Here is a 24,874-nt window from a genome sequence, read left to right as displayed (position 1 = left end):
TGCTTACCCGACTTTATTAACCCTCGCCAGCCATGCCGCCGTCTTTGAATAAAAAACTGACCGTCACCTATCGCTTTTGGAAAAAGCTGTTGGTTTTGTGTTTGGGCTTGCCCCTGGCGTTAGTGCTGGTTTGGGTGGGTTTGAGCAGTAACTTTTATTTGTTGGAAGTGAGTTTTGTACTGTTTAGTGTGTATGTGTTCAGATGGTGCGGCCAGATTCTGAATACGCGTTGGTTCACGTTCTACCCCGATAAAATTGTCAAGCGCGGTTGGTTTGGAGAAACCGCAATTCCGACCCACTCTCTGGCCTTAAAACAAAACAAACAAGACGGCATCGAATCGCTGTATTTTTTTCACGGCACCGACAAAAATAGCCGCGAATCGGTCACTGTAAACGGTAGTTATCTGTCGGAAGAGCACCGACTGTGGCTGGATTCCTACCGCCGCAATATTTACCGGATCGGCGATTTTATGCGGGCGCCGAGCAGCAATAGCGCGGCTTGCGTCGAGTTCGAAAAGGCGGTGGCCAGCTTTCGTTTCATTACCATCCTCACGATCTTGTACTTGTTGGTGTACGTCGTCTACGCCACTTACCTGTCCTGGCATTACCCGATCTTCAACGGTTATGCGCCGTCGGCGTTGATCTGGCCGATTCGAGTAATGTTCATCGCGCTAGCGTTGGCCGCGTACCCGCTGTTGCGTCTGCAAGCCCGCCTGCCGTTGGCCGAGCGCAATTACAACCAGCGGGTACAGCGCGGCCAAAGCCAGGCCTTACGCTCGGCCTTGCTGGCGAACGGCGTAGCCTGGCTGGGTTTGCCGCTGTGCCTGTTAACCGGCAACAAACTGGATTTTTACATGCTGTTGTTGGTCGGCGGCGTTTACCATCGCGATTTCTATCCGCGGCTGTCGGATTGGGAGCAGTTGTTGCAAGTGGCCCCGGAAGGTCAAAGCGTGCCGCCGATTCCGCGCCGCTCGCTGCAGGTCTCGCTGGCTTTGCTCGGCAGCCTGTCCTTGGCCGGTTACGCCGGCCAGCCCGGCGATTTTAAAATTCGGCAGGATTGCACCGACGCCAACGGCAATCCGGTCGAATGCGACAACAGCCATAGCGGCAGCCACGGCGGCGGTTCCGGTTCCAGTTACCGCGGCGGCAGCGACGACGGCCACAGCGGCACCCGCCGCGGCGGTTTCGGCTCGTTCGGCGGTTCGCACGGCTTTTTCGGCGGCTGAGATGCAGCGCCTGGAGCGGCAAGCGCGCGCCGACTGGCGGCAACGGCTGGAAGCGGTCGGCATGAATTTCCATACCATAGACGGCGCCGTCTATTGGGACGAGTCGGCCTGCTACCGCTTCAGCCGCAGCCAGATCGATGTGCTGGACGACGCCACCGCCGAACTGCATCGGCTGTGTTTGCATGCCGTCGAACAAGTGATCCGTCGCGACTGGTTCGAGCGGCTGCGGATTCCGCGTTGGGCCGCGCCCTATCTGACCGCATCCTGGGAACGCGGCGACCCCAGTTTGTTCGGCCGCTTCGATCTGGCCTGGGACGGCAGCGGGCCACCGAAACTGCTGGAATACAACGCCGACACGCCGACCGCGTTGCCGGAGGCGGCCGTCGCGCAATGGTTCTGGCTGAGCGATTGTTACCCGCAGGCCGACCAGTTCAACTCCATCCACGAAAAACTGATCGCCTTCTGGCAAGGCTATCGGCACAGCCACGCCGAGGTCTATTTTGCCGGCGTCGCCCACAGCGACGAGGATGCCGGCAATGTTGCCTATTTGATGGACACCGCGTTGCAGGCCGGCATTCGTCCGCATTGGCTGGCGATCGAAGACATCGGCTGGCAGGCGGCCGCGCAACAATTCGTTGATTTGCAGGATCGGCCGATTCGGAGTCTATTCAAACTGTACCCGTGGGAATGGCTGCTGCGCGAGGAATTCGGCCCCTATCTGCCCAAAGCCAATCCGAGCCTGCTGGAGCCGGCCTGGAAGCAAATCCTCAGCAACAAAGGCATTCTGCCGATCTTGTGGGAATTGTTCGAAGGCCATCCCAACTTGCTGCCGGCCAGCTTCGCCGATAAGCCCCTGCTCGGCGACTTTGTACGCAAGCCGCTGTATTCGCGCGAAGGCGCCAACATCGAAATCCGCCGCGGCAGCAGCGTCGTCGAGTCCGCCGGCCTGTACGGCGACGACGGCTATATCTACCAGCGTTATACGCCGCTGCCCGAGTTTGCCGGCAACTATCCGGTGATCGGTTCCTGGGTCGTCGCCGGCCAGCCGGCCGGTATCGGCATTCGCGAGGACAAAACCGAAATCACCGGCAACAATAGCCGGTTCGTACCGCATTTTTTCGTCGAGGACTGATTATGCCCACCATCGATTTAGCCGAGTTAGCGGCCGCAGCCAACGGCTTTGTTTTGCATTTTCTGGCGGCCGTCGCGCTCAGCGCGCTGTTCGGTTTTTGCTATTTGCAGATCACGCCGTATGCCGAGTTCAAATTGATCCGCGCCGGCAAAACCGCGCCGGCACTGGCCTTCACCGGCGCCGTGCTCGGGTTTGCGCTGGCCTTGGCCGGAGCGATCGCCAACAGTGTTTCCTTTACCGACATGCTGATCTGGGCCGGCGTCGCCTTTTTCGTCCAAACCTTGGTGTTCGTCGGCGTGCGTCTGGCTTTTGCCGATTTATGCGAACGCATCGCCGGCGACGAAATCGGTCCGGCGGTGGTATTGGCCGGGTTTTCGCTGGCGGCCGGGGTACTGAATGCCGCCTGCATGAGTTACTGATGGCCGAGTCGATTGGGCCGCAGCGGATTTTGATCGTCGAGGACGAACCGGCAATCGCCGACACCTTGATTTACGCGCTGCGCCAAAACGGTTATCAGCCCGAGCATGCCGATTTGCTGCAAACCGGCTTGGCCCGCTTGCAAACCGAGTCGTTTGCGCTGGCGATCCTGGATGTCGGTTTGCCGGACGGCTCCGGCTTCGAGTTGTGCCGGCAATTGCGCCGGTTTTCGCAAATTCCGGTGATGTTTTTGACTGCGCATGGCGACGAGATCGACCGCATCGTCGGCCTGGAAATCGGCGCCGACGACTACGTGACCAAGCCGTTCAGCCCGCGCGAGGTGGCCGCGCGGGTCGGCGCCATCCTGCGCCGGATGCAGCCGACGCCGATCCAGCCGGGCAACGCCGATTTCGAGTTGGACCGCCAGGCCGGGCGCATCCGTTATTGCGGCCGCTTGCTGGAACTGACTCGTTACGAATATTTGTTATTGAAGCTGCTGATCGAGCACCCGACGCGGATTTTTTCGCGCGAGCAACTGCTGGAACGGGTCTGGCGCGATCCGGGTGACGTGTTCGACCGCACCGTCGATACTCATATCAAAACCTTGCGCGCCAAACTGCGCGCCATTGCCGATGCCGATCCGATCCGTACCCATCGCGGCCTGGGCTACAGCCTGGAAAGCCGATGAAATTGTCGGTACGGCTGTTTTTGGGCTATTTCCTGCTGGTCGCGGTCACCGGGCAATTGGTGTTGCTGCTGGTGGTCAAGCAAATCAGCCCCGGCGTGCGCATGGCCCTGGAAGCCAGCCTGGTCGACACCGCCAACCTGCTGGCCGAACTCGCGGCACCCGAGCTGGCACGGGGGGCGATTGCCGACGGCCAATTCGCCGACGCGGTGCGGCGCTACAGCAAGCGGCCGGTGTCGGCGACCATATTCGGCTTTCCGAAACAAAGTCTGGATTACCGGGTGTACGTCACCGACGCCGCCGGCATCGTCCGCTTCGATTCGGCCGGCAGCGCGCTCGGCGAAAATTACGCGCGCTGGAATGACGTCTATCTAACCTTGCAAGGCCGCTACGGCGCCCGTTCCAGTCAATCGGACCCGGACGATAAGCGCAGTTCGACCATGCATGTGGCGGCGCCGGTGCGCGACGGCGAAAAATTGATCGGCGTCGTCACGGTGGCTTATCCGACCGCGTTGCTGCAACCCATCGTCGAGGCCGGCAAGGCCGCGGTACAGCGCGGTGCGCTGTGGTTGTTCGGCGGCGCGTTGTTGTTCGGCGCGGTGTTCAACTGGCGTTTGACCCGGGCAATCGATTTGTTGGTGGCTTACGCCCGTGCCGTGACTTCCGGCGGCAAGGCCACGCCGCCGCAATTGCACAGCGTGGAATTGGCGACCTTGGCCCAAACCCTGGAAACCATGCGCCGAGAGTTGGAAGGCAAGCAATACGTCGAACGCTACGTGCAAACTCTGACCCACGAAATGAAGAGCCCGCTGGCGGCAATCCGCGGTGCGGCGGAATTGCTGGAAGACCCGTTGCCCGACGCCGAGCGCCGCCGCTTTGCCGGCAACGCCCGCGAGCAGGCGGAACGGCTGGACCAATTGATCGAACGCCTGTTGGGCTTGGCGGCGTTGGAGCAACGCCAGCAGTTGGCCGAGCCCAAGCGGCTGGATTTGGCCGTGTTGGCGCAGGCCGTCGCCGCCGAAAAAGCCGCGCCGCTGGTGCAACGGCAGCTCGGCGTCGCCTTCGAGTTTGCCGGCGAGTTGCCGGTGGTGGGTGAGGAATTCCTGTTGCGCCAAGCCTTGTCCAATCTGCTGGATAACGCCATCGCTTTCGCCCCGGCCGGCTCGCTGATCGAAATCGATGGCCGCAGCGAAAACCAGCGCGCGCACTTGTGTATCCGCGACCACGGTCCGGGCATCCCCGATTATGCCTTGCCGCGCCTGTTCGAACGTTTTTACTCACTGCCTCGGCCGGATACCGGCCGCAAAAGCACCGGTCTGGGCCTGGCCTTCGTCCGCGAAGTGGCCGTGTTGCACGGCGGCGAAATCAAGGTCGGCAACGCCGAGGGCGGCGGTGTGAAGGCCGTTTTGAGTTTTCCTGCGGCCTAGTGCTGCCGGGCCGGCGAATCCTTGAAAAATATGTTATCCGTATCACATAATTCGCTATTATTCTCGGCCATTGCCACAGCGTATTCGGCTGGGCCTAACCCTTGCAACCCGGAAAGTCAGACCAGATGAAGCATTCCAAACTGATGTCGCAACCGACTGTACGCGTCGATATGCGGTCGATTGCCTTCAACGGTTCGGCGGCTGTTTGCCGCGCCGATGAATCTCCACTATTGAAAAATCCGTATCGGTTGGCCGCCGTTGGGCTGTTGGCGGTCGCCACCATCCCGGCTGACGCCGCGTCGTTGGATCAACAGATTCGCGCGCTGCTGGCCAAGGACGGCAACCAACTCGGTTGCGCGCAATTGGTGGGCAGTTCGCCGCGCCAGACCGGCGGCGGTCAGCAGCCGTTGAATTTCGGTCCGCAATTGGCCAGTTTATGCGGCACCATCCCGGCCGGGAATCCGCCGCCGCCAGGCGGTGCGCCCGGTGGCGGCGCGGCGGGAAGTTCGGCTGCCGGCGCGGCGTTTTCCGCCCTCGGCCAAGCCGATCTCGTCCTGAAAAAACGCCGCGGCCAAGCGGACGCCGGCCAGGATGTCGCCAAGGGCGGTGCCGCCGGGGACGGCGAGATGGCCTTGTTACCGGGCGTGAATCTGTTTTTCAACGCCGATTACCGAGCATTGGATCGGCGCCAAACCGAATTGGAGCGGGGATATGTCTCCAACGAGGCCGGCTTCAGCCTGGGTCTCGACACCATGCCGACCGACTGGGCCGTGGCCGGGTTGGCGGTCAATTACTCGCGCTGGCACGGCGACCAGCTTAACGGTGGCGGCTTCGACACCGACTCCTACGGGCCGACCTTGTTCGCCTCCTTGTTTCCCTGGCAAGGCTTTTTCGCCGACCTGTCATTTCAATACCTGCGCAAAGACGGCAGCAACGCCAATCGCCGCGATTACTTGCGCGAAGACAACACCAATTTCGGCGGTGCGATCAGCGGCACGCCCGGTGCCGACCAATTCGAGGGCAATCTGTCTACCGGCTACGACTTGACGCTAGGCGGTTTGACTCTCGGTCCCCGCGCCACGGTCCGCTACCGCCACGCGGCGATGGACGCGTATAGCGAGCAGGGTAGCTCCGGCCTGGAACTGCGCTATCTGGCGGACCGGCTGACCTCGGTGCAATCCAGCGTCGGCGCCCAGGCATCGTATGCAATCAGTACCTCGTGGGGTGTATTGGTGCCGCAGGTCAACGCCGATTGGACCCACGAATACGACAACGGCCAGCGCACGATTTACGTGCAATTCGCTCAAGATTTCCGCGCGCTGCCGACCACGTTCGGCTTCCAAACCGACCGGCCCGACCGGGACTTTTTCCATGTCGGCGGCGGCCTGGTCGCGGTAATGCCCAACGGCTGGCAGGCTTACGCCAATTTCGACGCTTTGCTCGGCCACGCCTATTTCGACAATTACATCGGGACCATCGGCATTCGCCTGGGCTTGTAGCCAAACGGGACACAGGCCTGGTGCTTTGCTGAAATTCAGTTCCGCTTCGAGCACTATTTCCTTGCCTTATGTGCGGTTAAATCGGTAATCTGCGGCTGGTTTTTCCGTTGGCGCCCGCAACCGGGCGTTCGGAGAGTGGCGGATTTTTCTTGGTAGGGGTGAGCGCACGATGACACAGAAAATTATTGCGGTGGCAGTGAATCAAGACGGTACGATTGCGGCACACGCCGGCCGCGCGGCGAATTGGCGGGTCTACGTCGCTTCCGAGTCCGGGGTGGAACTGGCCTGGACGCTGGATTTGACCGAATTCGGCGGCCTGCACGAATGGCACGTGCGCGGCGACGGCAACCGGCATCCGCTGCATGATGTGGATGTGGCGATCGCGGCGTCGGCCGGCGACGGCGTGATTCGCCGCTTGGCGGAACGCAATACCGAACTGCTCACCACCCGCGAAACCTCGCCGCTGCAAGAGATCGCGGCCTATCTGGCCGGAACGCTCGCCGCCGGTCTGCCGCACGACGAACAGCAATGCCTGAACGGCCATCCCTGATCACCGATAGTTAGCATTGCCGGCCTGACGCCGTTCGCGTTGGCTTGGGTAATACACTTACCTTTTGCACTGTTTTATTAATCAAAACAATCAATTGAACGTAGCGTGTATTGTCGATTTGTAATGCACCGGTATAGTGAAAGCGTATTTTCATTACGACCGAATCACGGTCTGGGAGGCAACATGAAAATCGCTAATACCGGAAGTTTCGGTTTGACGATCGCGGCACTGGCTACGGCCGGTTTGGCGGGCATTTTACCGATAGATTTTGTTGTGCCGGCAGTCTTGTTCGCGTTGTTGGTACGCGGTAGCGTTGCGTTAATTGAAAAGGCGCTCGACGGTGCCGACCAGCCTAAAGAACTGGATCGGCATTGATCGTCAAGCTTTTGTTAGCCTGGCCCTAATTCTTACTGGTATTCCGTTGCTACCCTCCGGGGGACAAAGGCGGACGGTATTTAAGGGCCGGGTTAATCAGAATGGTGCGGGGGACTGAAGCAGTCCTTGTCCGGCGTGGGTAAAATCCGGTTAAGCCGATTGGTCTTCCATCGCAGTACCGTTCTGGTCGAAGCGCAATACCGCGATCTCGCCGTCCGCATCGGTAATTTCGGCGTCGGCCAAAACGCCGTTGGGGTGGTAGCGGTAACGATGGCGCAGTTCGATATCGCCATAGACCAGTTTTTCCAATAATAGCAGGCGTTGGTCGGTGTCGAAAAAGCCGCGGAAGTAAGTGTTGCGGTTTTCCAGATGGCTTTCATCGGGCAGTTCGTTGACCGGTTTCAGCGGTAATTTGACCCCGCTATAGCTGATGAAATAGCGGCAAACACAGTTATCCAATTCCACGTTTCGTTCCTCACAAACCAAAAGCCACATTTCCGCAATTATTGTGCCGGAATATCCGCCGCCGAATTCTCCGGGTTGCTGCCGATTAATCGCGTATTTGCTGTGGTAAATGCTGCGGCGACGGTAGGCTTTGTCGGATTTGCGACATTCGGGCTTCGCTACCGAAAACCGGGCGCTCGCCGACACGCGCGGCGGTAGCATCGGCGTCAGTGCCGATTTCCGCTGCCACGCCGGATTCAACCGGTGCTGGCGCCGATTTTGCTTGAGCGAAGTTTTAACTTGCTCAGCCTTCATGAAACTGTTTCTCGACTGGTCGTCTTACCGCAACGCCGGCATGGGCGACGCCTACGCCGACATTCCCAAGCACGGCGCCGATTTCGCCAAGGCGGTGGCGGTGTGCATCGGCAGCAAGCAATGCCAGCAGCAGGCCGACAAGGGCGTGATGTGTCCGAGTTTTCGGGTCAGCGCCAATCCGGATTTGTCGCCGGGCGGCCGCGTCAAGTTATTGAAAGCCGCGCTGAACGCCGATAATCCTGAGGCCTTGTTCGATCCGGCCTTGGTTGCCGCAATGGACTTGTGCGTGGCTTGCAAGGGTTGCAAGCGCGAATGCGAAAACGAAGTGGATATGGCGGCGATCAAGGCCGAATTCCTGGCCCAACAAGCCGCCCGGCGCGGGTTGCCGTTGCGCCGCAAATTGTGGGGTCATTTGCCGCGCTTGCTCGAATTCCCGCTGCTGCGGCGTTTGATTGGTTGGCGCAACCGCTCGCCGCTGCTGGCCAAACTGGCCCAAATCGGCTTGGGCATCAGCGCCAAGGCCGAACTGCCGCTGCCGGCCGAGCAGCCATTCCATGTGCCACTACAAACCAGCCTGGCTCTGCACCCGGAATTGAGCGACCGGCAAGTGGTATTGCTGGTCGACACTTTCAATTACTACTTCAATCCGGCCTCGGCCGAGGCAGCGAAAAAGCTGTTAAGCGCGGCCGGTTACCACGTCCACGTCGCGACGCCGTCAGCCGACGATAAAGACCAGCGGCCGCTGTGTTGCGGCCGCACTTATTTCTCCAACGGTATGCTCGAACAAGCCCGCTTTGAGGCGCGCCGGATGATGGCCGCGTTAGGCGAGCACATCGATGCCGGCCGCAGCATCGTCGGCCTGGAACCGTCCTGCATCCTCAGTCTGCGCGACGAGTACCTGAAACTGGATCTGGGCGAATCGGCGCGGAAATTAGCCGAAAAAGTCGTGCTGCTGGAAGAATTCATCGTCCGCGAACAAAGCACCAAGCGCTGGACTTTGGCCTTTCAAGCCATTCCGGACCCATCCCGCGTGCTGCTGCACGGCCATTGCCACCAAAAAGCGGTCGGCTCGATCAAATCGGTCCGCAAAATTCTGAAGCAAATCCCCGAGTTGTCGTTCGAATTGATCGAAGCGTCCTGCTGCGGCATGGCCGGCAACTTCGGCGTCGAAGCCGAGCATTACGCCGACGCCCAGGCGATGGCCGAACTGGCCTTGTTCCCGGCACTACGCGCCGAGCCGGACGCGCTGCTGGTCGGCAGCGGTTTTTCCTGCCGCGAACAAATCGTCGGCGGCGGTTTCAGCAAGCCGCTGCATTTATCCGAATTACTTTGTCTTGCCTTACCGTCACAGGAGTGATGCATGAAATTATCTATCGAAAAACCGCACTTGCAGCAACTGTTGGCCGCTCACCCGCGCTTGAACGGACTGAGCGAGCAATTGCGCTTCGGCAGCAAGGCACAGGTGTTTTACGACCAACTCAGCAGCGCCGAGATGGCAACCTTGGCCGGCATTTACGCCCAGCAAGGCGAGAGCCTGCAACAACAAGCCGCACTGCTGACCGCCTTACAGCAGGCCTTGAGCGACGACCAGCGCCGCTACGGCCCGGACGATCTGGAAAAACTGCTGCCCGACATCGCCAGCTACTTGCTGGACGGCGCGATTCGCGGCTGGTTGTTTCATGTCGAGCATGGCGGTAGAACGCTGGCCTATTTGATCACCCGGGTCGATTACACGCCGCCCGGCGAGGAAGAAGCCGGCCGCATCCTGATCGAGTTAAAAGCCAACAGCAAGGGCAAGATCGCGATCGAAACCCTGATCATCCGCGGTAAGGACCTGGACCATAAAACCATCCCGGAAATCTTCGCCGGCAAGGGCTATTTAAAGGAAACCGCCGATTTGATTGCCAGCTACGACGAAGCCGCCGGCCGTTATTTCGACTGGCGCGGCCGTTACGGCGAGCAATTCTCCGGCTGGGGCACCGGCATCTACGCCGAAGATCCGACTGCCAGCCACCGCAGCAACGACTGGACCCGCAAGAATACCGTGGTGCTGTCGTCCGGCGGCGGCGCCTGTCGCTTGGTTAACGACGAAAACATTCTCAGCGACCGGGCGCTGACTTTGGAGGCCTCCGGCGACATTTTCGGCACCTATCTGCGCAAGGCCGGCAAAAGCATGCGCTACGACAGCAAAACCGAGAGCCAGATGGAAAAAGCCAAGGCCGAGGTCGGCAAGGGCTTGTTCACCGAATTGCCGGTACACGGCTACATCCTGCTGTTTCATCTGGAATTGCACCACCACGTTTGGGTCCACGTCGACGACATACAGCCCTACGTCTACCAGCCGGAACTGAAGCAAAAGCTGATTCTGCCGCCCGAGCAGACCGATTTGATCGACATCCTCACCGCCGAAATGGACATGCTGATGGACGACATCGTCGAAGGCAAATCCGGCGGCACCACGGTGCTATGCGCCGGACCGGCCGGCGTCGGCAAGACGCTGACTGCCGAGGTCTATTCGGAGATCATCAAGCGGCCGCTGTACCGGGTACATTCCGGCCAGCTCGGTTTGAACGTCGCCGAAATGGAGAAAACCCTGAAGGAAACCCTGATTCGCGCCCAGCGCTGGGGCGCGGTGATGCTGATCGACGAGGCCGACGTTTACATCAAGAAGCGCGCCGACAATCTGGCCTCCAACGCCGTGGTTGGCGTGTTCCTGCGGGTGCTGGAATACTTCAACGGCCTGCTGTTCCTGACCACCAATCGAGTCGACGACATCGACGAAGCCATCATCTCCCGCTGCATCGCGATGATCCGCTACCACTCGCCGAACAGCGCCGACCGCCGCAAAATCTGGAAAGTGATGACCGAACAGTTCGCGTTGCCGGTCGCGGACGAATTGATCGAACAACTGGTGGACCTGTTCCCCGGCGCCTCCGGCCGCGACATCAAGGGCCTGACCAAACTGGTCGCCAAGTTCTGCCTGCAAAAACAACTGGCACCGACACTGGACGTGTTTATCCGTTGTTCGGTGTTTAGGGGTTTGGAGTTGGTGGATCAGGCGGCTTAATTACGGTTTAGCTTACTCGCCAGCGTTGATAGAGCGTCGTGCCTTTTCGCAGCGGCGCGTCGCTTGACTACCTGCTGGCCGCCGGCCCGCTGCTTAAAGCCTTATTGAGTGCGCCCTTAGGCAGGTTCAGAGTCCAAGGGCATAAAAGCGAAAGGCTATTCAATAGAAGAATTACTAATTCAGCTTCTCCAGCAGCGCCGGTTTGATTTGATCCAGCCAATCCAGAATCCGCGATTTCGTCATCTCGGGTTGATTGTGGTGGTCCAGAACCAAGCCGACAAATTTGCCGTCCACCACCGAGTTGGAATGGGTAAAGTGATAGCCGGCCGTGCTCCAGGCGCCGACCACCTCGGCGCCGTAGCCGGCCACGTAGTGGTACAAATGAATCAAGGAACCGGCGAAGCGATCAAAGTATTTTTCCTGATTGCCCAAGCCGAACAAGGCGATACGCTTGCCGGACAGATCGGCTTCGTCCAGCCGGAACAAAAATTCTTCCCAGTTGCCTTCTTCGCTACCGGTGGTGCGGCCGGGAATTTCGCCGACCCCGTAGCTGGGCATCCCCAGAATTAAGGCTTTATAGCTTAACAGCTGGGCGACCGACGCCCGATTCACGTTGATCGGTTCGCTGGCGATATCGTCGCCCAGCACGCGATAAATGACTTGAGCCATCATTTCGGTCATACCTTCTTCGGTTCCGTAGAAAATGCCAATTTTGTTCATGGTTCAACCTCGGATTACGGTGTCCATTTAACGAAGCAAAATGTAAACCACTCGCTGTTTTGGAACGGCGGCGATGCTCGCCGGCCGCGGGAAAGCTTTCCGGATACCGGCAAGCGTTGAAATTCGGCCGGTTCTGTTAATGCCGATTCGCTGCCGGCCTTCAAAAAGCAGCCGAGTGATCTGGGCCTTGCGGGCTTGCGCTTGGTGATTTTGCCGACAATCCGGCCGACAGGGGGATGAGTTTGCGACAAACAGCTCGGAGAAGCGTTAACCTCTGGTTCCCAAGCTCCAGCTCTCATCCTTATACACAAGTGCCGTCATGCCCGCAGGACGCGGGCATCCAGTGGCATGGACGGCAGCTTCAAGCGATCCTTGCAGCCTGGATTCCGGCAATCCCTGCCGGAATGACGTTTACCAAACAAAGATGTGTATAACGATGAGAGCTCCAGCTTGGGAAGCCACCGCCAGGATGCTCCAGCTTCCCGAGCAAATCACCAGTCCCGAACCACTTCGATCAAACCTTCCAGCCCAGCATAATTTCGCGCGCTGGAATAACGCCAATGCTCCGGCAAATCCACATAACCCCGCTCCACCGGATTGCGGTGGATGTAATCCAGCTTCTGCCGCATCACCTCCTCGCCTGCGATCAACTGCGGATGACTGCCTTCCTTCCAGACCTGATACTCGCTTTCGATCTTATGCGGCCGCTTCAGCAACGCCAATAGCTCCAACACCCGCCCCGAGCTGCTTTGCTGCAGATAGGCAATGATTTGCTTTGCGGTATAAGCCTTGAAACGTTGAATGTCCCGGCTCAAATCCGGCGACGCGGCAATCAGGTGCAAGTGGTTTTCCAGGATCACATAACCGTGCAGCTTAAACCCGCTGTCGCGCTGCAAAAACCGCCAGGAATCCAGCACGATATTGACGGTTGCCGGCCGGGTAAACAGCGGCAGCCAATGGTTGATCGTCGCGGTCAGAAAATGCGGGCTGGGATTTTGGAGGACTCGGTAGCGGCTGCGGGTCATGGGCTAGGGTGTGGTAGGTGGAACGGAAGCTGGAGCTTTCGAGGGTTGAGGTTCCCAAGCTGGAGCTTGGGAACTAGCAGAAACTAGTAACGCTAAATAGGTTCATTTATTTCTTCAACTTGTTCTTGGGTCCATTCTTTAGAAAAACTGTTATTAACTATTGAACGGAGAGTTGATACTGCATAATTGTCAGTTTTTGTATTGTTGGTAATTGCAAATTTATATGCAGATAGTGGCTTACCTAGATCACTATCGTAAACGTATCCACTTTGAGATTCAAAGTCATATACTGATACAATTCTTTTTGCATCATTTCCTAGTGATTTTGCACTTTCTATTTCGTTCCAGATGTTTTCATTGATAGCCCATGCCGAGTTTTTTGCTTGCTCGCCATTGGTGTTGTTTTTTGGGATTGTACGCTCTTTATCCGTGTAAATATATCGAGTGTCGCTATCATGAACTACTACATAAGGTATTCTAAAGTGATTTAGTATGCGCTGAAAAAATGGAATATTATTTTTTGACCCTGAATTCAATACAAAGCAATCTGATTCCGGGTGATTTAATTTTATTAGCTCTCTAAAAATAACCGCTTCAGTATCGCCCTCCACAATAATGACATTATTTGTATAGAACGTTTCGCATACATTTGGATTAAATCTGTTTATCATCTGGACAAACTCTTTATTGATTTTATCCATAAATATATTATGTCCTACTTGATGCGTTTCTGTTGATTCGTCGCTATTTTTTGTAATTCGCACTAGAGAGCTATGTGGCTTTGATATGTCTATCATTTGTGGGCTATGTGTTGCACACAAAATTTGGAATTGGCTGTTTTCAGACAGTCTATACAACTCTTCCCTTAACAAAGATGTTGATTTTGGATGCAAAAATAATTCAGGTTCTTCAAATAGTAATAAATATTCTTTTCGGTTAGTTTCGGCTTGGCTTTTTAGAAAAGCAAAAAAATTGAATAACGCTTGCCTAATGACGCCATGGCCATGTTGATCGAATGTTTCTTTTCTATCAATGCCATCCTTTTTAACATCGATTGAATGATTTGTTTTGAAAGCTTTTACAACATCAGCTGCTGATGTTTCTTCTTTTATGGAAATTTTAAGAGAAAGCTCTGGGAATATTTTTCGAAATGATGAGTTAATATTTTTATTGTATGCCTCTATTGAGTCCGAAGAGGTTATTTTTTCTTGAATATTTGTTATGGCATTTATTGCATTATCATAGTCATCTTTATGTTCTTGTTGAATTTTTTTTAGATGTTCTTTGTCAATGATTTCGTTAACTTTCTTTTCTAATGACTCTGCTGTTTCAACTGCATTTATGAAAATAGGAGTTGGGGAGTATTTTGTAAATAACGTACTGAGTCCTCCAAAGCCATCCTTTATAAAGTCTCCATTTTTATCTTTGGTAAACTTTTCAAAATCCTTTCCTATTTCATTCCAGACCTTTTTTATGGTAATAATTTCAGCCCCATCTTGAACCCATTTGCTTACCCAGTCTGGCTCTCTGTTGAAATCCCCATTATCTTGATCGCTGTCCTCTAATACAAAATCCCCTTCAATTTCTATTCTATTTGATGTGTCATAATTAAAGAAATCTTCTTTATTAGCAGTTTTTTTGGGAGCGACAAAAAACTCATAAGCATTTAGGAAGGATGATTTTCCAACATTATTTTGACCTATTAGAAATATAATATTGCCATTATCAAAATTGATTACATTCTTTTCTCCGCCTAAGCCACGAAAATTTTTAATCCTAAGTTCTTTTAATTTCATGCGTCATTACTTCCTTTAACAATAAAAGCTAATATCACTAGTTCCCAAACTCCAGTTTGGGAACACCATCTCGGAAGCTCTAGCTTCCTATCCCTTTCCAGACTGGAAGCTGGAGTTTCCAAGACCGGGGTTCCCAAGCCGGAGCTTGGGAACCAGAGCAGAGCAACCCAGCGCCATCAGCCTGGAGCAGACCGAACAGCCAGTTAATCCTCATCCACCCCCAACGCCCGCATTTCCAAGCCCTCGATCTCCTGTAACGACTTGCCGGCAATCCCTTGCAAATCGCCGTACATGCCGACCGTGGCGTGCATGACCCGCTCGATTTGGGCTTCGCGTTTGGCCCATTGTTTCAGGATGGCTTTGCGTTCCTTGTCCAGGTCTTCCTGCATGGTCGAGAAGGCTTCGACGATGGCTTCGACCCGTTGCCGAAAACGCGGGCCGGTCAGGTATTGGTAGACCATTTCGGTCTTGCCGTGCTGACCTTCGGCGGCTAGGCGGGCCAAGCCGATTTCCAGCAGGGTGTGGCGTAAGATGGTCGCGACCGGCAGTGCGGCGCGCGGGCCGGTGACCCAGACGCCGTCGATGACGTCGAAGGTTTCCACGTCTTTGGGCAAGGCCTGGCTGACGATGACGGCCAGTTCGGCCTTGGCGGCGCGCTGGTCTTCGCGCAGTTTCACCAGCCAGCCGTCGCTCCAGTTTTTGGTGCGTTTGGATTCCCACAAGATGCTGCCGGCTGGGGTGCCCGAAGGGCCGGCGACGCGCTGTAACACGTCGCCGCCGAATTCGCCTTTGGCGACCGGTTCGATGCTGTCGAACGGGAACTTGGCACGCAACAGGTTTTCCAGCTCCAACTCCTGGACTTCGCCTTGCAGTTGCTGCGAGCCTTGCTCGGCTTTTTGTTTGAGTTCCTCGATTTTTTGCTGCATCGCGGCGATGGTCTGGTCTTTTTCCAGTACCCGCAGTTTCAATCCTTCCTCGGCTTCGCGTTTGGCCTGATCGCGGACTTGCGCCAGGTTGTCCTGCACCCGTTTTTCCACGGTCAGTTCCAGTTCGCGCTTGGCGTCGTCGAGTTCGCGTTGTTTTTTGATCAGTTCGGCCTGGGCTTGCTGGGCTTCGGCGAGTTTGGCGTCGCGGACTTTCAATACTTCGGTCAAGTCGGCCAGTTCGCGGTTTTTATGCTCCAACTCGGCGGCGGCGGCCAGTTTGGCCTTGCGGCTTTCTTCTTCGATGACGCGCTGGCGTTCGGTCTGCAGTTGTTTTTCGACCTGCTGTTTGACCTGGTTTTCCAGTTCGCGCTGGGCGTCCTGCAACTGCTGTTGTTGCTGTTTCAGGCCTTGCTCGCGCTGGGCGATGTCGGCGTCTTTTTGTTTGAGCTGTGCTTCGAATTGCTTGCGGGTGGCGGCGATCAGCGGCGCGGCCAGTGATTCGGTCAGCGGCACGGCGGTGCTGCAATTGGGGCAGGTGATGGTAGCTTCGGTCATGGGCGATTTTGCGGATTGGCGGAGGGGGCATGATAAAGCCGAATCGGCGCTGCGTCTAACGCCGAAGCTTGCGATGCGGCTGGACAAGGCACCGGGTGCCTCTCCAGCCGAGGTGCTTATTTGCGCGGCTTTTTCTTTGTAACCGGTGCGATGGCGCTATCCGGCGCCGGCTGGCTGGTGCCGACGTTACCGGCCGGCAGGCGGGCGCTGACTTCGGTCAGAAAATCGTTTTCCAGTTTGTTGGAGGATTGGCAGGTGACCTGGGTGGGTTTGTAACTGACATCGGCGGTTTGGGTGTCCGGTTCGCGCGAAGAGAAATGCCATTCGCCCAGTTTGTGGGTCTTATCGCCGATGCGTTTGGTAACGGTCAGAAAATATTCGCTGTTTACTTGCACCATGGTTTTACTGTCCGATACCGGCCGCGCCATCACGTTGGCCCGGCCGCTGAGGTGCATCTCGATGTCGTTGATCGACATATAGTTGATGACCGATTTGGGATTGGGGTGCGAGGTTTTACTTGGCGCTTGGCTGCTGGCAAACTCGCCGCAGTTGACGTAGGCGCCGATGTTGCCGCGAATATTGTCGTATTCCAATGTCATCAAGCCGCTGCCTTTATCGAAGTTCTTGATGCTGAAAAAAGTAGCGCCGGCGACGTTGGTTATTGTGGTCCACGCGGTGTCGAAATTGGCATTGACTTCGCGGGAATATTCCAGGGTTTGTGGGGCTTGCGGAGGTTGATAAATTCCGCTGGCAACACATCCGCCAAGTAAGCTGCTGGTGGCGAGTAGGGTTGCGGCAAGGGTTTTACTCATGGTGACTGTCCTTATTTGGTTTTTGTTTTTGACCCGCTGCGCGAGTTTGTCCGGGCCGACTATCAGTCGGCGCGTTAGGATTATACGTCGGATGAGAAGGCAATGGCCGTTAGAGGTCGAGCCTTCCGCCGATGTAGTGCCAAATTCCTTTCTATATCAAAGCCTTTGTTGACGTGGCGCAAAGCAAATCGATTTGACTCTCTTAGAATTGGCAACCAAGTTCCGCAGTAGCTTTAGATCGGTTATTGCACGAATCTTTTTGTAAAACATCTTTCGTATAGCGAGCCGGATTAGGCCGGCTGATTCAAACGGATAGCGCGGCTGCGGAATGGCTAAGTCCGAGCAAGGAGAATCACTATGGGCGTCAATGACGATTTATCAATCTACGATTTCAAAGTAGGCAAGTCGGAGTGGTACGGTTGGACGATACCGCAGGGGCATTACGATGCATTTGTCGAGAATACGGTCCGGGTAGAGGAATTACCGGTCGGATTCAGATTGTTCAAATTAACCAAAGGCGAAGCGCAAGCCGATCCCAAATACGGTATTACGCCGTGGTGGTCGTCGGTGATGCCGTTCAAAGAAGACCGTGAAGGCGCGCTCGGCCGTTTCGAACAAGCCAAGCTCAATAAAATCGATATGAGTGCGATGGTGCGTTACATGTCGGCGGTACCGATAGACTGGAATGCGTTGGATAACTACATCGAGATTTCCCTAAAAGTTGAAGCATCCGGCTTTTGGGGCAAATTCTCTCCCCAGAAAAAATGGGACGACCGGCATAAGCAAAACCTCGGTATCGAAATGAGCCGCGGCCGGCCGGCGCCGAGCGCGCGTAGCATGGGTATCAAAGATGCGATACTTCCCAGCGAGCTGGGCGCATTGGAAGCTTGGCAGTTTTATATTCCGGGCTTGAAGGAGGAGCATATCAGTCGGCAGCAGCGGATCATCTCTGCCCACGACATGGTAGCGTTACAGGCGTATTTTTTCAGTTAGTGTCCACGAATTGGCGGCGTCTGATTAAGCTGGCGTAATCAGACGCCGAATATGCCGCAAATGGGGATGTTGCCAACAACATTAGACTCTGGGCTTTGCGATTGCTGCTGGTAAGGGCCAGTTGAAGGAACAGTCTGCACCGCAATTTTGCCCGGCCTTTTGCTCTTTTCGATCTCCCAATATCGCTCTCGCGTCGAACGCGACTCGTTTGGCCATCGTGTTACGGCGGCTAACGAACGGCGTCAATGTCGTGTGGCAAAGCTGACAATTGTCGATCCATGCCATGTTTGTCTCTGATTTTAATATGGTTTTTATTGGCACAAGCCTTGCTGACCGGTTTGTGGCGTCAGTCAAGTCCGCTTTGGTTTCCCGACAACAGGCTCTGTAGCGTCGGTATGCAGGCCAAAGGCGGCAATTCGACCGGCGACCGGTTTAATCCCAGCCTTAACTTTTGGAGCAGCCCATGCCAGCGACTTTCGAACTGAAAACCAACGACGAAAACCAGTATTTCTTTCATTTCCTGAACGGTAAAGGCGAGCTGATTCTGATGAGCGCCGATTACGGCAACAAGGACGAAGCGCTGGAGGCGATTAAGGAAGTCCGGACCGGCTCGCTGATGAGCCAGCAGATCGCCGCCGGCAAGGTGCCCGAGGGCGATACATTCTTCGTCATCAAAGATACCAAGGGCGACATCATCGTCAAAAGTGTTTTATACAGTTCGGCCATGGTGTTCGATAACGCGCTGCACACCGTCAAAGACAACGCCTGCGTTGCCGAAATCGTCGATTTGACCGCCTGACGCGCCAGGGCGCGGCATGCATCGGTTTTATTCAGATAGCGGAATCGGGTAACGGCACAATGGCACTAGAACTTAAATTAACCAAGGAACTGGCCACGGTTTGCGTCACGGCAAGCGAGTTGGCTGCAATTGAAACGCTGATCAAGGGCGAATTGGCCAAACCCGCCTTCGTGGAGCAACTCGACAAAATAGGCAATGCGATACGCGATTGCTTCGCCGAAACGGCTGCCGTGCTGGCACCTTGGCTGGAGATAGACAACGAGACCGAGTTTTGCAATCGATACGATGCTGCCTATGCCGATTACAAAGCCAGCTACCTCGGCATCACCAATCGGCCGCGGCTGACGTCCGAGCGGGCGTACGTGGACTATATGCTGCTGCGGGAATTCAAGGAAACTCAAACCGCATACCCGTTGTTGAAGACGACTTTCGCCCGGTTGGACGAGTTTATCGACAAATGGATCACCAACGACGCCTGGCTGGCGATGACGATCGAGAATTTCGTCAAAATGCTGTACCGGTTTCTGACTGAAATCGCCGAGCTGAAACAGAAAGACCCGACCGATGCTTTTACGCTTTACCGAGCGTTGATGATCGCTTTACACCCGTATTACGCCATGCTGCAAAATTACCGGAAAGTGGTCGAAGAACCGGTTTGAGCAGGATCAAAGCGGAGGGTCATCGACGGGCGTCAGGCTGACCTTGGACTCAATGAATAGGGTTTCTCGACGTAAACGAACAATAAAGCCGATGGCACTAATGTCAGGCAAAACGCTGCCGGCAGAAATACCCAAAATAAACAGGCGTGATCGTTGATCGGCGGATAGGTACGCGTGGCAATCAGGAATATGAATTTTAGCGCCAGCCCGTGCATGAGATAGTATGAATAACTCATATTGCCCAGCCAGCGAATAGGGTCCAAAGAAAACAACCTTGCGCTGAAATTAGGCGGGCTGAAACATTCCAAGCAAAAAATATAAAAAAGAACGAATAGAATCGGGTAGCGCCAATAGTCGTCGATATTTAGTTTTTGCAAGATCGCAACGGAACCGAGCGCCATAATCAGAGCCGGTAGGCCCAGGTATAGCGACTTTCGCAGCGGATAGTGGCTCACCGTTTCGTAAAGCAGTATCCCGGAAATAAACATTAGCAGACGTATATGCCTGGGATAATGGCTGAAGTAAACGAACATTAAAACGCTGACGAACAAAAATAACAGGACCCGAAATTTGTGGGGCCAAGATCTGAGATTGAAGCAAAAAATAACTAAAGGCGTGATTAAATAATAGAAAAATTCGTAACTTAAGGACCAGGCAACGGTTATTATGGGTTGGATGTTGAACAGGCCGGGCAACAATAAGTAGTTTTTAATAACGTAAATCGTACCGTGGACCGGACTGGACGGTATTTTGGATTCGTTTGGAAAAACTATCGACAGCACTAGATAAATAATAAATACGGCGGTAAACGTTGGGTAAATTCTCTGAATTCTCCGCCTGACATAGTTTAATAAAGGCTTTCTTTTTTTAATCAGCATTCCGTAAATCAGGAAGCCGCTCAACACGAAAAATAAGTCGACGCCGATATTGCCTACGCTTTGTAAATAGGCTGCAACCGCGTAAGTGAAACTGCCGGGATTGATCCAGGGTTTTGCCAGCGTCGTGTAATGCACGAGAAAAACCAAAAATACCGCAAAGCCACGAATGCCTTCCATTGACACGATCGTATTATGGTCGGCGTGGGTAATCTGGAACGGGTTATTGGGCCACTTCATCAGTTCTGTATTAATTGCGACTAGGTTTTCTAAAGATCAGGTCCGCCTATTGTTTGGCTTTATGGGCCAAATCCAATTCAACGGATGCTTCTGACTATAGCAGAAGGGCAGGGGGACGAGAATGCTGTAGCCAAAGGCAGTGCGTCGGCTAGTATTCGGCAAACCCTGGCAAGCTTGCCGGGAGTGATCGATTCGTCAGGCCGAACCGCTGCTATCGGGAATACGCACGGAGAGTATCCGGTTTCGGCAGGAAAGCTGTGGCTGCGGGGAGGCTCGGGCCGGCAGTCTGCCGGCCTGCTGTTGCGGGTTTTCGAGCCTGCTTAGATTTGTTTGACGTTGATATTCAAGGTTTGGATCCGGTAAGCGATTTGCCGCGGCGTCATGTCCAGCAAGCGGGCCGCCTTGGCTTGTACCCAGCCGCTTTGCTCCAGCGCGGCAATCACCCGTTCCCGCTCGTCCATACTCTCGTCGTGCAGATCGATATGCTTGATCGATTGCGGGGTGCGGCTGATGCCGATTTCGTTTTCCAGGCCGGTGCTGGCAATCACGTCGCGGTCGATAGTGCCGTCGGCGCTCATGATTGCGGCGCGCTCCAGCCGGTTTTCCAGTTCGCGGACGTTGCCGGGCCAGTCGTGTTTCATCAGGATGCGGATTGCACTTTCCTTGATTTCCAGCGGCCGGCCGCCTTGTTGTTTGGAGATCCGGTTCAATAAAAAGGCCGACAGTTCCGGGATGTCCTCGATCCGCTCGCGCAACGGCGGCATGTTGATCGGCATGACGTTGAGCCGGTAATACAAGTCCTCGCGGAAATTACCGTCGGCCACTTCCTGCTCCAGGTTGCGGTTGGTCGCGGCGATGATGCGGACGTTGACTTTCAGCGTGCGCACGCCGCCGACCCGTTCGAACTCGCCTTCCTGCAGTACTCGCAACAGCTTGGCCTGGAACGACGCCGAGATTTCGCCGATTTCGTCCAGAAACAGCGTGCCGCCGTCGGCCAATTCGAACCGGCCCTTGCGTTGGCCGATCGCGCCACTGAAGGCGCCTTTTTCATGGCCGAACAATTCCGATTCCAGCAAGGTGTCGGGCAGCGCGGCGCAGTTCAGCTTCAGAAACGGGCCGTTGGCGCAGGCGGAATTGAAATGGATCGAGCTGGCGACCACTTCCTTACCGGTGCCGGATTCGCCGCGGATCAGCACCGTGGTATGCCATTTCGCCACCTGACGAATGATGTCGAACACCTTCAACATCGGTTCGGAGTGGCCGATGATGTTTTCGAAGCGATAGTTTTTGACCAGGGTCTGCTTCAGATAATCGCGTTCATTCAACAGCTCGTTTTGTTTGCGTTCCATCACCCGCAGCATGTTGACGCTATGCGCGATCAGGTTGGCGACCATTTCCATGAAGCGGGCGCGTTCGCCCAGAAACGTGGCGTCGCAGGGTTGGGCGGCCAGAATCCCGACCACTTCGCCTTGTTCCACCGCCAGCGGCGAGCCGATGAAGGGCAGGTCCGGATCGTAAAGCCCCAAGCGGCTCAGGAACCGCGGTTCGTCGGCGATGCGTTCGACTACAATCGTGCTGCCTTCATCCAAAATCGCCCCGACCAGGCCTTCGCCGGGCTGGTAACGTACCGAGCGGTCGATGCCTTCGCCGTATATCTCGCAGATGCCCATGCTGTCGTCTTCGATGTCGCGCAGGGTGATCATGCCGAAGCGCAAGCCGCTACGTTTGTGCAAAATCTCCAGGATGCCTTTGAGTTTGCTGCGTAACTCGTGGGTGCTGTTCAGCAACTGGCTGACCATGTAGAGCGTATCCAGCTCCGATTCGACCAGTAATAATCGTTCAGTCATGGATGCTCACCATGGCGGAATTTTTTTGACAGGGAAAGCCGAGTTTGAAACTGCAGCCGTTTTGGTAATCGGGATCGATTTCGATCATACCGCTGTGCTGATTGACGATTTCCTTGACCATCACCAGACCCATGCCGGCCTGTGCGCTCTTCAGGTTTTGCGAGGTGGTGAAAAACGGCTCGAACACCTTGCTGCGCTGGTTGGCCGGAATCCCCGGCCCGCTGTCGGAAATAGTGACGTTGACCCAGTCGCGGTCGGTCGCCGTCGTGATTTTGATCAGCCGTTCGCGGCTGCCGGCGCGGTTCATCGCATCCACTGCGTTATCGATCAGTTGTTTGAACAGCATGCGCAATTTGTTTTCGGAGCCGAGAACATTGGGCAATACCGGATTCGGCAGCCAGTCGACCACGACGCCGTTGGCCAGGAATTTATTGCTGTGTAACAGCATGACTTCGTGCAGCAGTTGGTTCAGATTGACCGGTACCACCGCCGCTTCCGGGATTTCCGGCACGCAACGTTGCAGCGTTTCCAGGGTTTCTTCGCCCATTTTTTGCACTTGGCCGAGTAATTCGCGTAACGGGCCGTTGCTGGCGTCGTTACGTTGGCCCATGATTTGAATCGCTGCATTGATTTGATTCAAGGGCTGGCGAATTTGGTGCATCGCGCCCAGCAAGGTCTCGCGTATGCTGCGGATATGTTCCTCTTCGGCAAGCAAAGTCCGTAACGACTGAATCTGCAACTTTTCTTGTTGCCGGCGCAAGGTGGTGATGTCGTTGAGCGTCAACAACAAATAATCCTTGGATTGGCGGGCAAAAAAACTGTCGGCGCAGACGTCGTTTTCGATGAACCAGTTGCCGGAGCAGGAAAACCAGCGAGCCCCGCGCAAGCCGCTGCCTTCGATCCGGATTTCCCGGTTGGCGAAACCCTGGTGGCGATTGATGTCGGCGCCCCACAAGTCGCCCATTTCCTGCTCCAAAGCATCCAGAAAAAACAGGGCGGGCTCGTCTTTGTCCAATTCGCTGATCAGCATCTTGTACATTTGGTTGTCCAGCACTACGCGTTTGTCGCTGTCCAGCACCGCCATCGCTACCGGCGAAGCGTTCAATACCGATTCGATCAGTTGCTTCTGGTTGTTGACCTGTTGTTCGGCGTAGTGGGCCTGGGTCACGTCGCGGTGCATGCCGATGTAATGGCTGATCGCACCTCTTTCGTCCAGCATCGGTGCGATGGTCAAATCGGCCAGATAACGTTGTCCCATCTTTTGCCGGTTGACTAATTGCCCATGCCAGACCTGTTTACGGGATATGGTGTGCCACAAGTCGTAATAGATTTGTCTGGGGGTGGACTTGTCGGACAGTTGCGATTCGTTTTTACCGAGAATTTCCGCCGCGTTATAGCCGGTCACTTCGGTGAATGCGTCGTTGATATAAAGAATGTTGGCTTTCTTGTCGGTAATCGAAATCGCCACCGGCGCCTGCTCGACGGCCTTAACGAACAACGAAAACGGCAGCGTTTTGCTCGGCGTTTTGGCAACGGCTACTGCCGGACTGCTTCCGGGCGCGGCCGTTAGCAGTTCGGCGGTTTCGCTATCGATCTGGCTTTGCAGAAAGTCTGGAGTCGATTTGCTCATGCGCATAGATCTCGTCTGATTGATGAAGTCCACAAAACACATGCAATTTGGGCGCCAAATACGAATTTGCCTGCCTACGCTCGATAAATCCTGACGATTTGTGCGGTTTGCGACAATTTTAAACCCGGTTGTTTTGCCTCTGTGTTTTTTGACACAGAAATTTGTGGGGCCGATTTTGCGGTTTTTGCACTAAAACGGTGAGCTGACGGGCCTTTGCAGCGTTGGCACAATTGATGCTGATTACATTGCAAAACACCAGGTTTAAGGCGATGAGCGAATACTTACTTCTGATATTGGGTACGGCGTTGGTCAATAACGTCGTGCTGGTCAAGTTTCTCGGATTATGCCCGTTCATGGGCGTGTCCAATAAGCTCGACACGGCACTGGGTATGGGTTTGGCAACCACCTTCGTGTTGACGCTGGCATCCGCCGCCAGCTGGGTGTTGGAACACCGCTTGCTGATACCGTTCGATATCGGCTTTTTGCGGGTGCTGGGATTTATATTGGTGATCGCCGCCGTGGTGCAATTTACCGAAATGGTGATTCATAAGACCAGCCCGGTCATGTACCAGGTGCTGGGGATTTTCTTGCCGCTGATTACGACGAATTGCGCGGTGCTGGGTGTGGCCTTGCTCAACATCCAGGAGAAATACGATTTCGTGCAAAGCCTGCTGTTCGGCTTTGGCTCGGCAATGGGTTTTACCCTGGTGATGGTGCTCTTCGCCGGTCTGCGTGAACGCTTGGCGCTCATGGCAGTACCGGCGCTTTTTTCGGGGACGCCTATCGCTTTTATTACCGCCGGCATTTTATCGCTGGCATTTATGGGGTTTGCGGGTCTTTATACTAAATAAGAGGCGCAT

The 24,874-nt window shown here is 55.2% G+C and carries 23 protein-coding genes; 14 read left to right on the top strand and 9 right to left on the bottom strand.

Annotation, left to right across the window (positions count from 1 at the left end; genetic code table 11):
* Nucleotides 1-44 precede the first annotated feature (44 nt).
* The 8 genes from AC0IM9_RS02470 to AC0IM9_RS02435 all read left to right on the top strand — a co-directional run bounded on the left by AC0IM9_RS02470 (nt 45) and on the right by AC0IM9_RS02435 (nt 7,311).
* Nucleotides 45-1,226: a hypothetical protein gene (locus AC0IM9_RS02470; RefSeq protein WP_482802918.1), complete on the top strand. Its 1,182-nt coding sequence runs from the start codon at nt 45-47 to the stop codon at nt 1,224-1,226.
* Between the two features lies 1 nt (nt 1,227).
* On the top strand, nt 1,228-2,358 hold the full coding sequence (locus AC0IM9_RS02465) for a glutathionylspermidine synthase family protein (protein ID WP_482802917.1): 1,131 nt from the start codon (nt 1,228-1,230) through the stop codon (nt 2,356-2,358).
* 2 nt (nt 2,359-2,360) lie between these two features.
* On the top strand, nt 2,361-2,777 hold the full coding sequence (locus AC0IM9_RS02460; protein ID WP_278212385.1) for a DUF350 domain-containing protein: 417 nt from the start codon (nt 2,361-2,363) through the stop codon (nt 2,775-2,777).
* Nucleotides 2,777-3,463, top strand: coding sequence for a two-component system response regulator CreB (gene creB, locus AC0IM9_RS02455; RefSeq protein ID WP_482802916.1), 687 nt, complete (start codon nt 2,777-2,779; stop codon nt 3,461-3,463). The genes AC0IM9_RS02460 and creB overlap by 1 nt, the downstream gene beginning before the upstream one ends.
* The gene (gene creC, locus AC0IM9_RS02450) at nt 3,460-4,887 is read left to right on the top strand and encodes a two-component system sensor histidine kinase CreC (RefSeq protein ID WP_445370250.1); all 1,428 of its coding nucleotides are present in this window, start codon (nt 3,460-3,462) and stop codon (nt 4,885-4,887) included. Before creB ends, creC begins: the two co-directional genes overlap by 4 nt.
* Before the next feature lie 125 nt (nt 4,888-5,012).
* Nucleotides 5,013-6,386, top strand: coding sequence for an autotransporter outer membrane beta-barrel domain-containing protein (locus AC0IM9_RS02445; protein WP_482802915.1), 1,374 nt, complete (start codon nt 5,013-5,015; stop codon nt 6,384-6,386).
* Nucleotides 6,387-6,555: 169 nt separating this feature from the next.
* Entirely contained in the window at nt 6,556-6,936 is a 381-nt protein-coding gene (locus AC0IM9_RS02440) for a NifB/NifX family molybdenum-iron cluster-binding protein (protein ID WP_482802914.1), read from the top strand.
* 183 nt (nt 6,937-7,119) lie between these two features.
* Nucleotides 7,120-7,311: a hypothetical protein gene (locus AC0IM9_RS02435; protein WP_482802913.1), complete on the top strand. Its 192-nt coding sequence runs from the start codon at nt 7,120-7,122 to the stop codon at nt 7,309-7,311.
* A gap of 150 nt (nt 7,312-7,461) precedes the next feature.
* Here the strand turns inward: AC0IM9_RS02435 and AC0IM9_RS02430 are convergent, their stop codons facing one another.
* On the bottom strand, nt 7,462-8,070 hold the full coding sequence (locus tag AC0IM9_RS02430; protein WP_482802912.1) for a DUF6156 family protein: 609 nt from the start codon (nt 8,068-8,070) through the stop codon (nt 7,462-7,464).
* On the opposite strand from AC0IM9_RS02430, the gene AC0IM9_RS02425 reads away from it, so the two are divergent.
* On the top strand, nt 8,069-9,427 hold the full coding sequence (locus tag AC0IM9_RS02425; RefSeq protein ID WP_482802911.1) for a (Fe-S)-binding protein: 1,359 nt from the start codon (nt 8,069-8,071) through the stop codon (nt 9,425-9,427). The genes AC0IM9_RS02430 and AC0IM9_RS02425 overlap by 2 nt on opposite strands.
* Nucleotides 9,428-9,430: 3 nt before the next feature.
* Nucleotides 9,431-11,137 carry an AAA family ATPase gene (locus AC0IM9_RS02420; protein WP_256610498.1) on the top strand — a complete coding sequence of 569 codons (1,707 nt, stop codon included), beginning with the start codon at nt 9,431-9,433 and terminating at the stop codon, nt 11,135-11,137.
* A gap of 174 nt (nt 11,138-11,311) precedes the next feature.
* Here the strand turns inward: AC0IM9_RS02420 and AC0IM9_RS02415 are convergent, their stop codons facing one another.
* The 5 genes from AC0IM9_RS02415 to AC0IM9_RS02395 form a co-directional block, all read right to left on the bottom strand.
* On the bottom strand, nt 11,312-11,857 hold the full coding sequence (locus tag AC0IM9_RS02415; protein WP_482802910.1) for a flavodoxin: 546 nt from the start codon (nt 11,855-11,857) through the stop codon (nt 11,312-11,314).
* Nucleotides 11,858-12,348: 491 nt separating this feature from the next.
* Nucleotides 12,349-12,882 (bottom strand): REP-associated tyrosine transposase, encoded by a 534-nt coding sequence (locus AC0IM9_RS02410; protein WP_482802909.1) that lies wholly within the window; start codon nt 12,880-12,882, stop codon nt 12,349-12,351.
* 92 nt (nt 12,883-12,974) lie between these two features.
* Entirely contained in the window at nt 12,975-14,678 is a 1,704-nt protein-coding gene (locus tag AC0IM9_RS02405; protein ID WP_482802908.1) for an ATP-dependent nuclease, read from the bottom strand.
* Nucleotides 14,679-14,881: 203 nt separating this feature from the next.
* Entirely contained in the window at nt 14,882-16,159 is a 1,278-nt protein-coding gene (locus AC0IM9_RS02400) for a DUF2130 domain-containing protein (protein ID WP_482802907.1), read from the bottom strand.
* Between the two features lie 116 nt (nt 16,160-16,275).
* On the bottom strand, nt 16,276-16,971 hold the full coding sequence (locus AC0IM9_RS02395) for a hypothetical protein (protein WP_482802906.1): 696 nt from the start codon (nt 16,969-16,971) through the stop codon (nt 16,276-16,278).
* 357 nt (nt 16,972-17,328) lie between these two features.
* Between AC0IM9_RS02395 and AC0IM9_RS02390 the strand changes: the two genes are divergently transcribed.
* The 3 genes from AC0IM9_RS02390 to AC0IM9_RS02380 all read left to right on the top strand — a co-directional run bounded on the left by AC0IM9_RS02390 (nt 17,329) and on the right by AC0IM9_RS02380 (nt 19,422).
* On the top strand, nt 17,329-17,964 hold the full coding sequence (locus AC0IM9_RS02390) for a hypothetical protein (protein WP_482802905.1): 636 nt from the start codon (nt 17,329-17,331) through the stop codon (nt 17,962-17,964).
* Nucleotides 17,965-18,427: 463 nt separating this feature from the next.
* The gene (locus AC0IM9_RS02385; protein ID WP_482802904.1) at nt 18,428-18,763 is read left to right on the top strand and encodes a DUF1508 domain-containing protein; all 336 of its coding nucleotides are present in this window, start codon (nt 18,428-18,430) and stop codon (nt 18,761-18,763) included.
* 59 nt (nt 18,764-18,822) lie between these two features.
* Complete coding sequence (locus tag AC0IM9_RS02380; protein WP_482802903.1) at nt 18,823-19,422, top strand: hypothetical protein; 600 nt, start codon at nt 18,823-18,825, stop codon at nt 19,420-19,422.
* 32 nt (nt 19,423-19,454) lie between these two features.
* Here the strand turns inward: AC0IM9_RS02380 and AC0IM9_RS02375 are convergent, their stop codons facing one another.
* From AC0IM9_RS02375 to nifL, 3 genes are all read right to left on the bottom strand, one after another.
* Nucleotides 19,455-20,537 (bottom strand): acyltransferase family protein, encoded by a 1,083-nt coding sequence (locus AC0IM9_RS02375; RefSeq protein WP_140912221.1) that lies wholly within the window; start codon nt 20,535-20,537, stop codon nt 19,455-19,457.
* Between the two features lie 320 nt (nt 20,538-20,857).
* Nucleotides 20,858-22,384, bottom strand: a complete 1,527-nt coding sequence (gene nifA, locus AC0IM9_RS02370; protein ID WP_140912220.1) for a nif-specific transcriptional activator NifA — start codon at nt 22,382-22,384, stop codon at nt 20,858-20,860.
* Nucleotides 22,377-24,014: a nitrogen fixation negative regulator NifL gene (gene nifL / locus AC0IM9_RS02365; protein WP_482802902.1), complete on the bottom strand. Its 1,638-nt coding sequence runs from the start codon at nt 24,012-24,014 to the stop codon at nt 22,377-22,379. Before nifL ends, nifA begins: the two co-directional genes overlap by 8 nt.
* Nucleotides 24,015-24,283: 269 nt before the next feature.
* Between nifL and rsxA the strand changes: the two genes are divergently transcribed.
* Nucleotides 24,284-24,865 carry an electron transport complex subunit RsxA gene (gene rsxA / locus AC0IM9_RS02360; RefSeq protein WP_064023544.1) on the top strand — a complete coding sequence of 194 codons (582 nt, stop codon included), beginning with the start codon at nt 24,284-24,286 and terminating at the stop codon, nt 24,863-24,865.
* The last annotated feature ends 9 nt before the right edge of the window (nt 24,866-24,874 follow it).

The organism is Methylomonas sp. Uni0011 (genome assembly GCF_056850255.1).
Note: the sequence above shows the minus strand (reverse complement) of the source record. Positions and strands in the feature narration are given on the sequence as shown.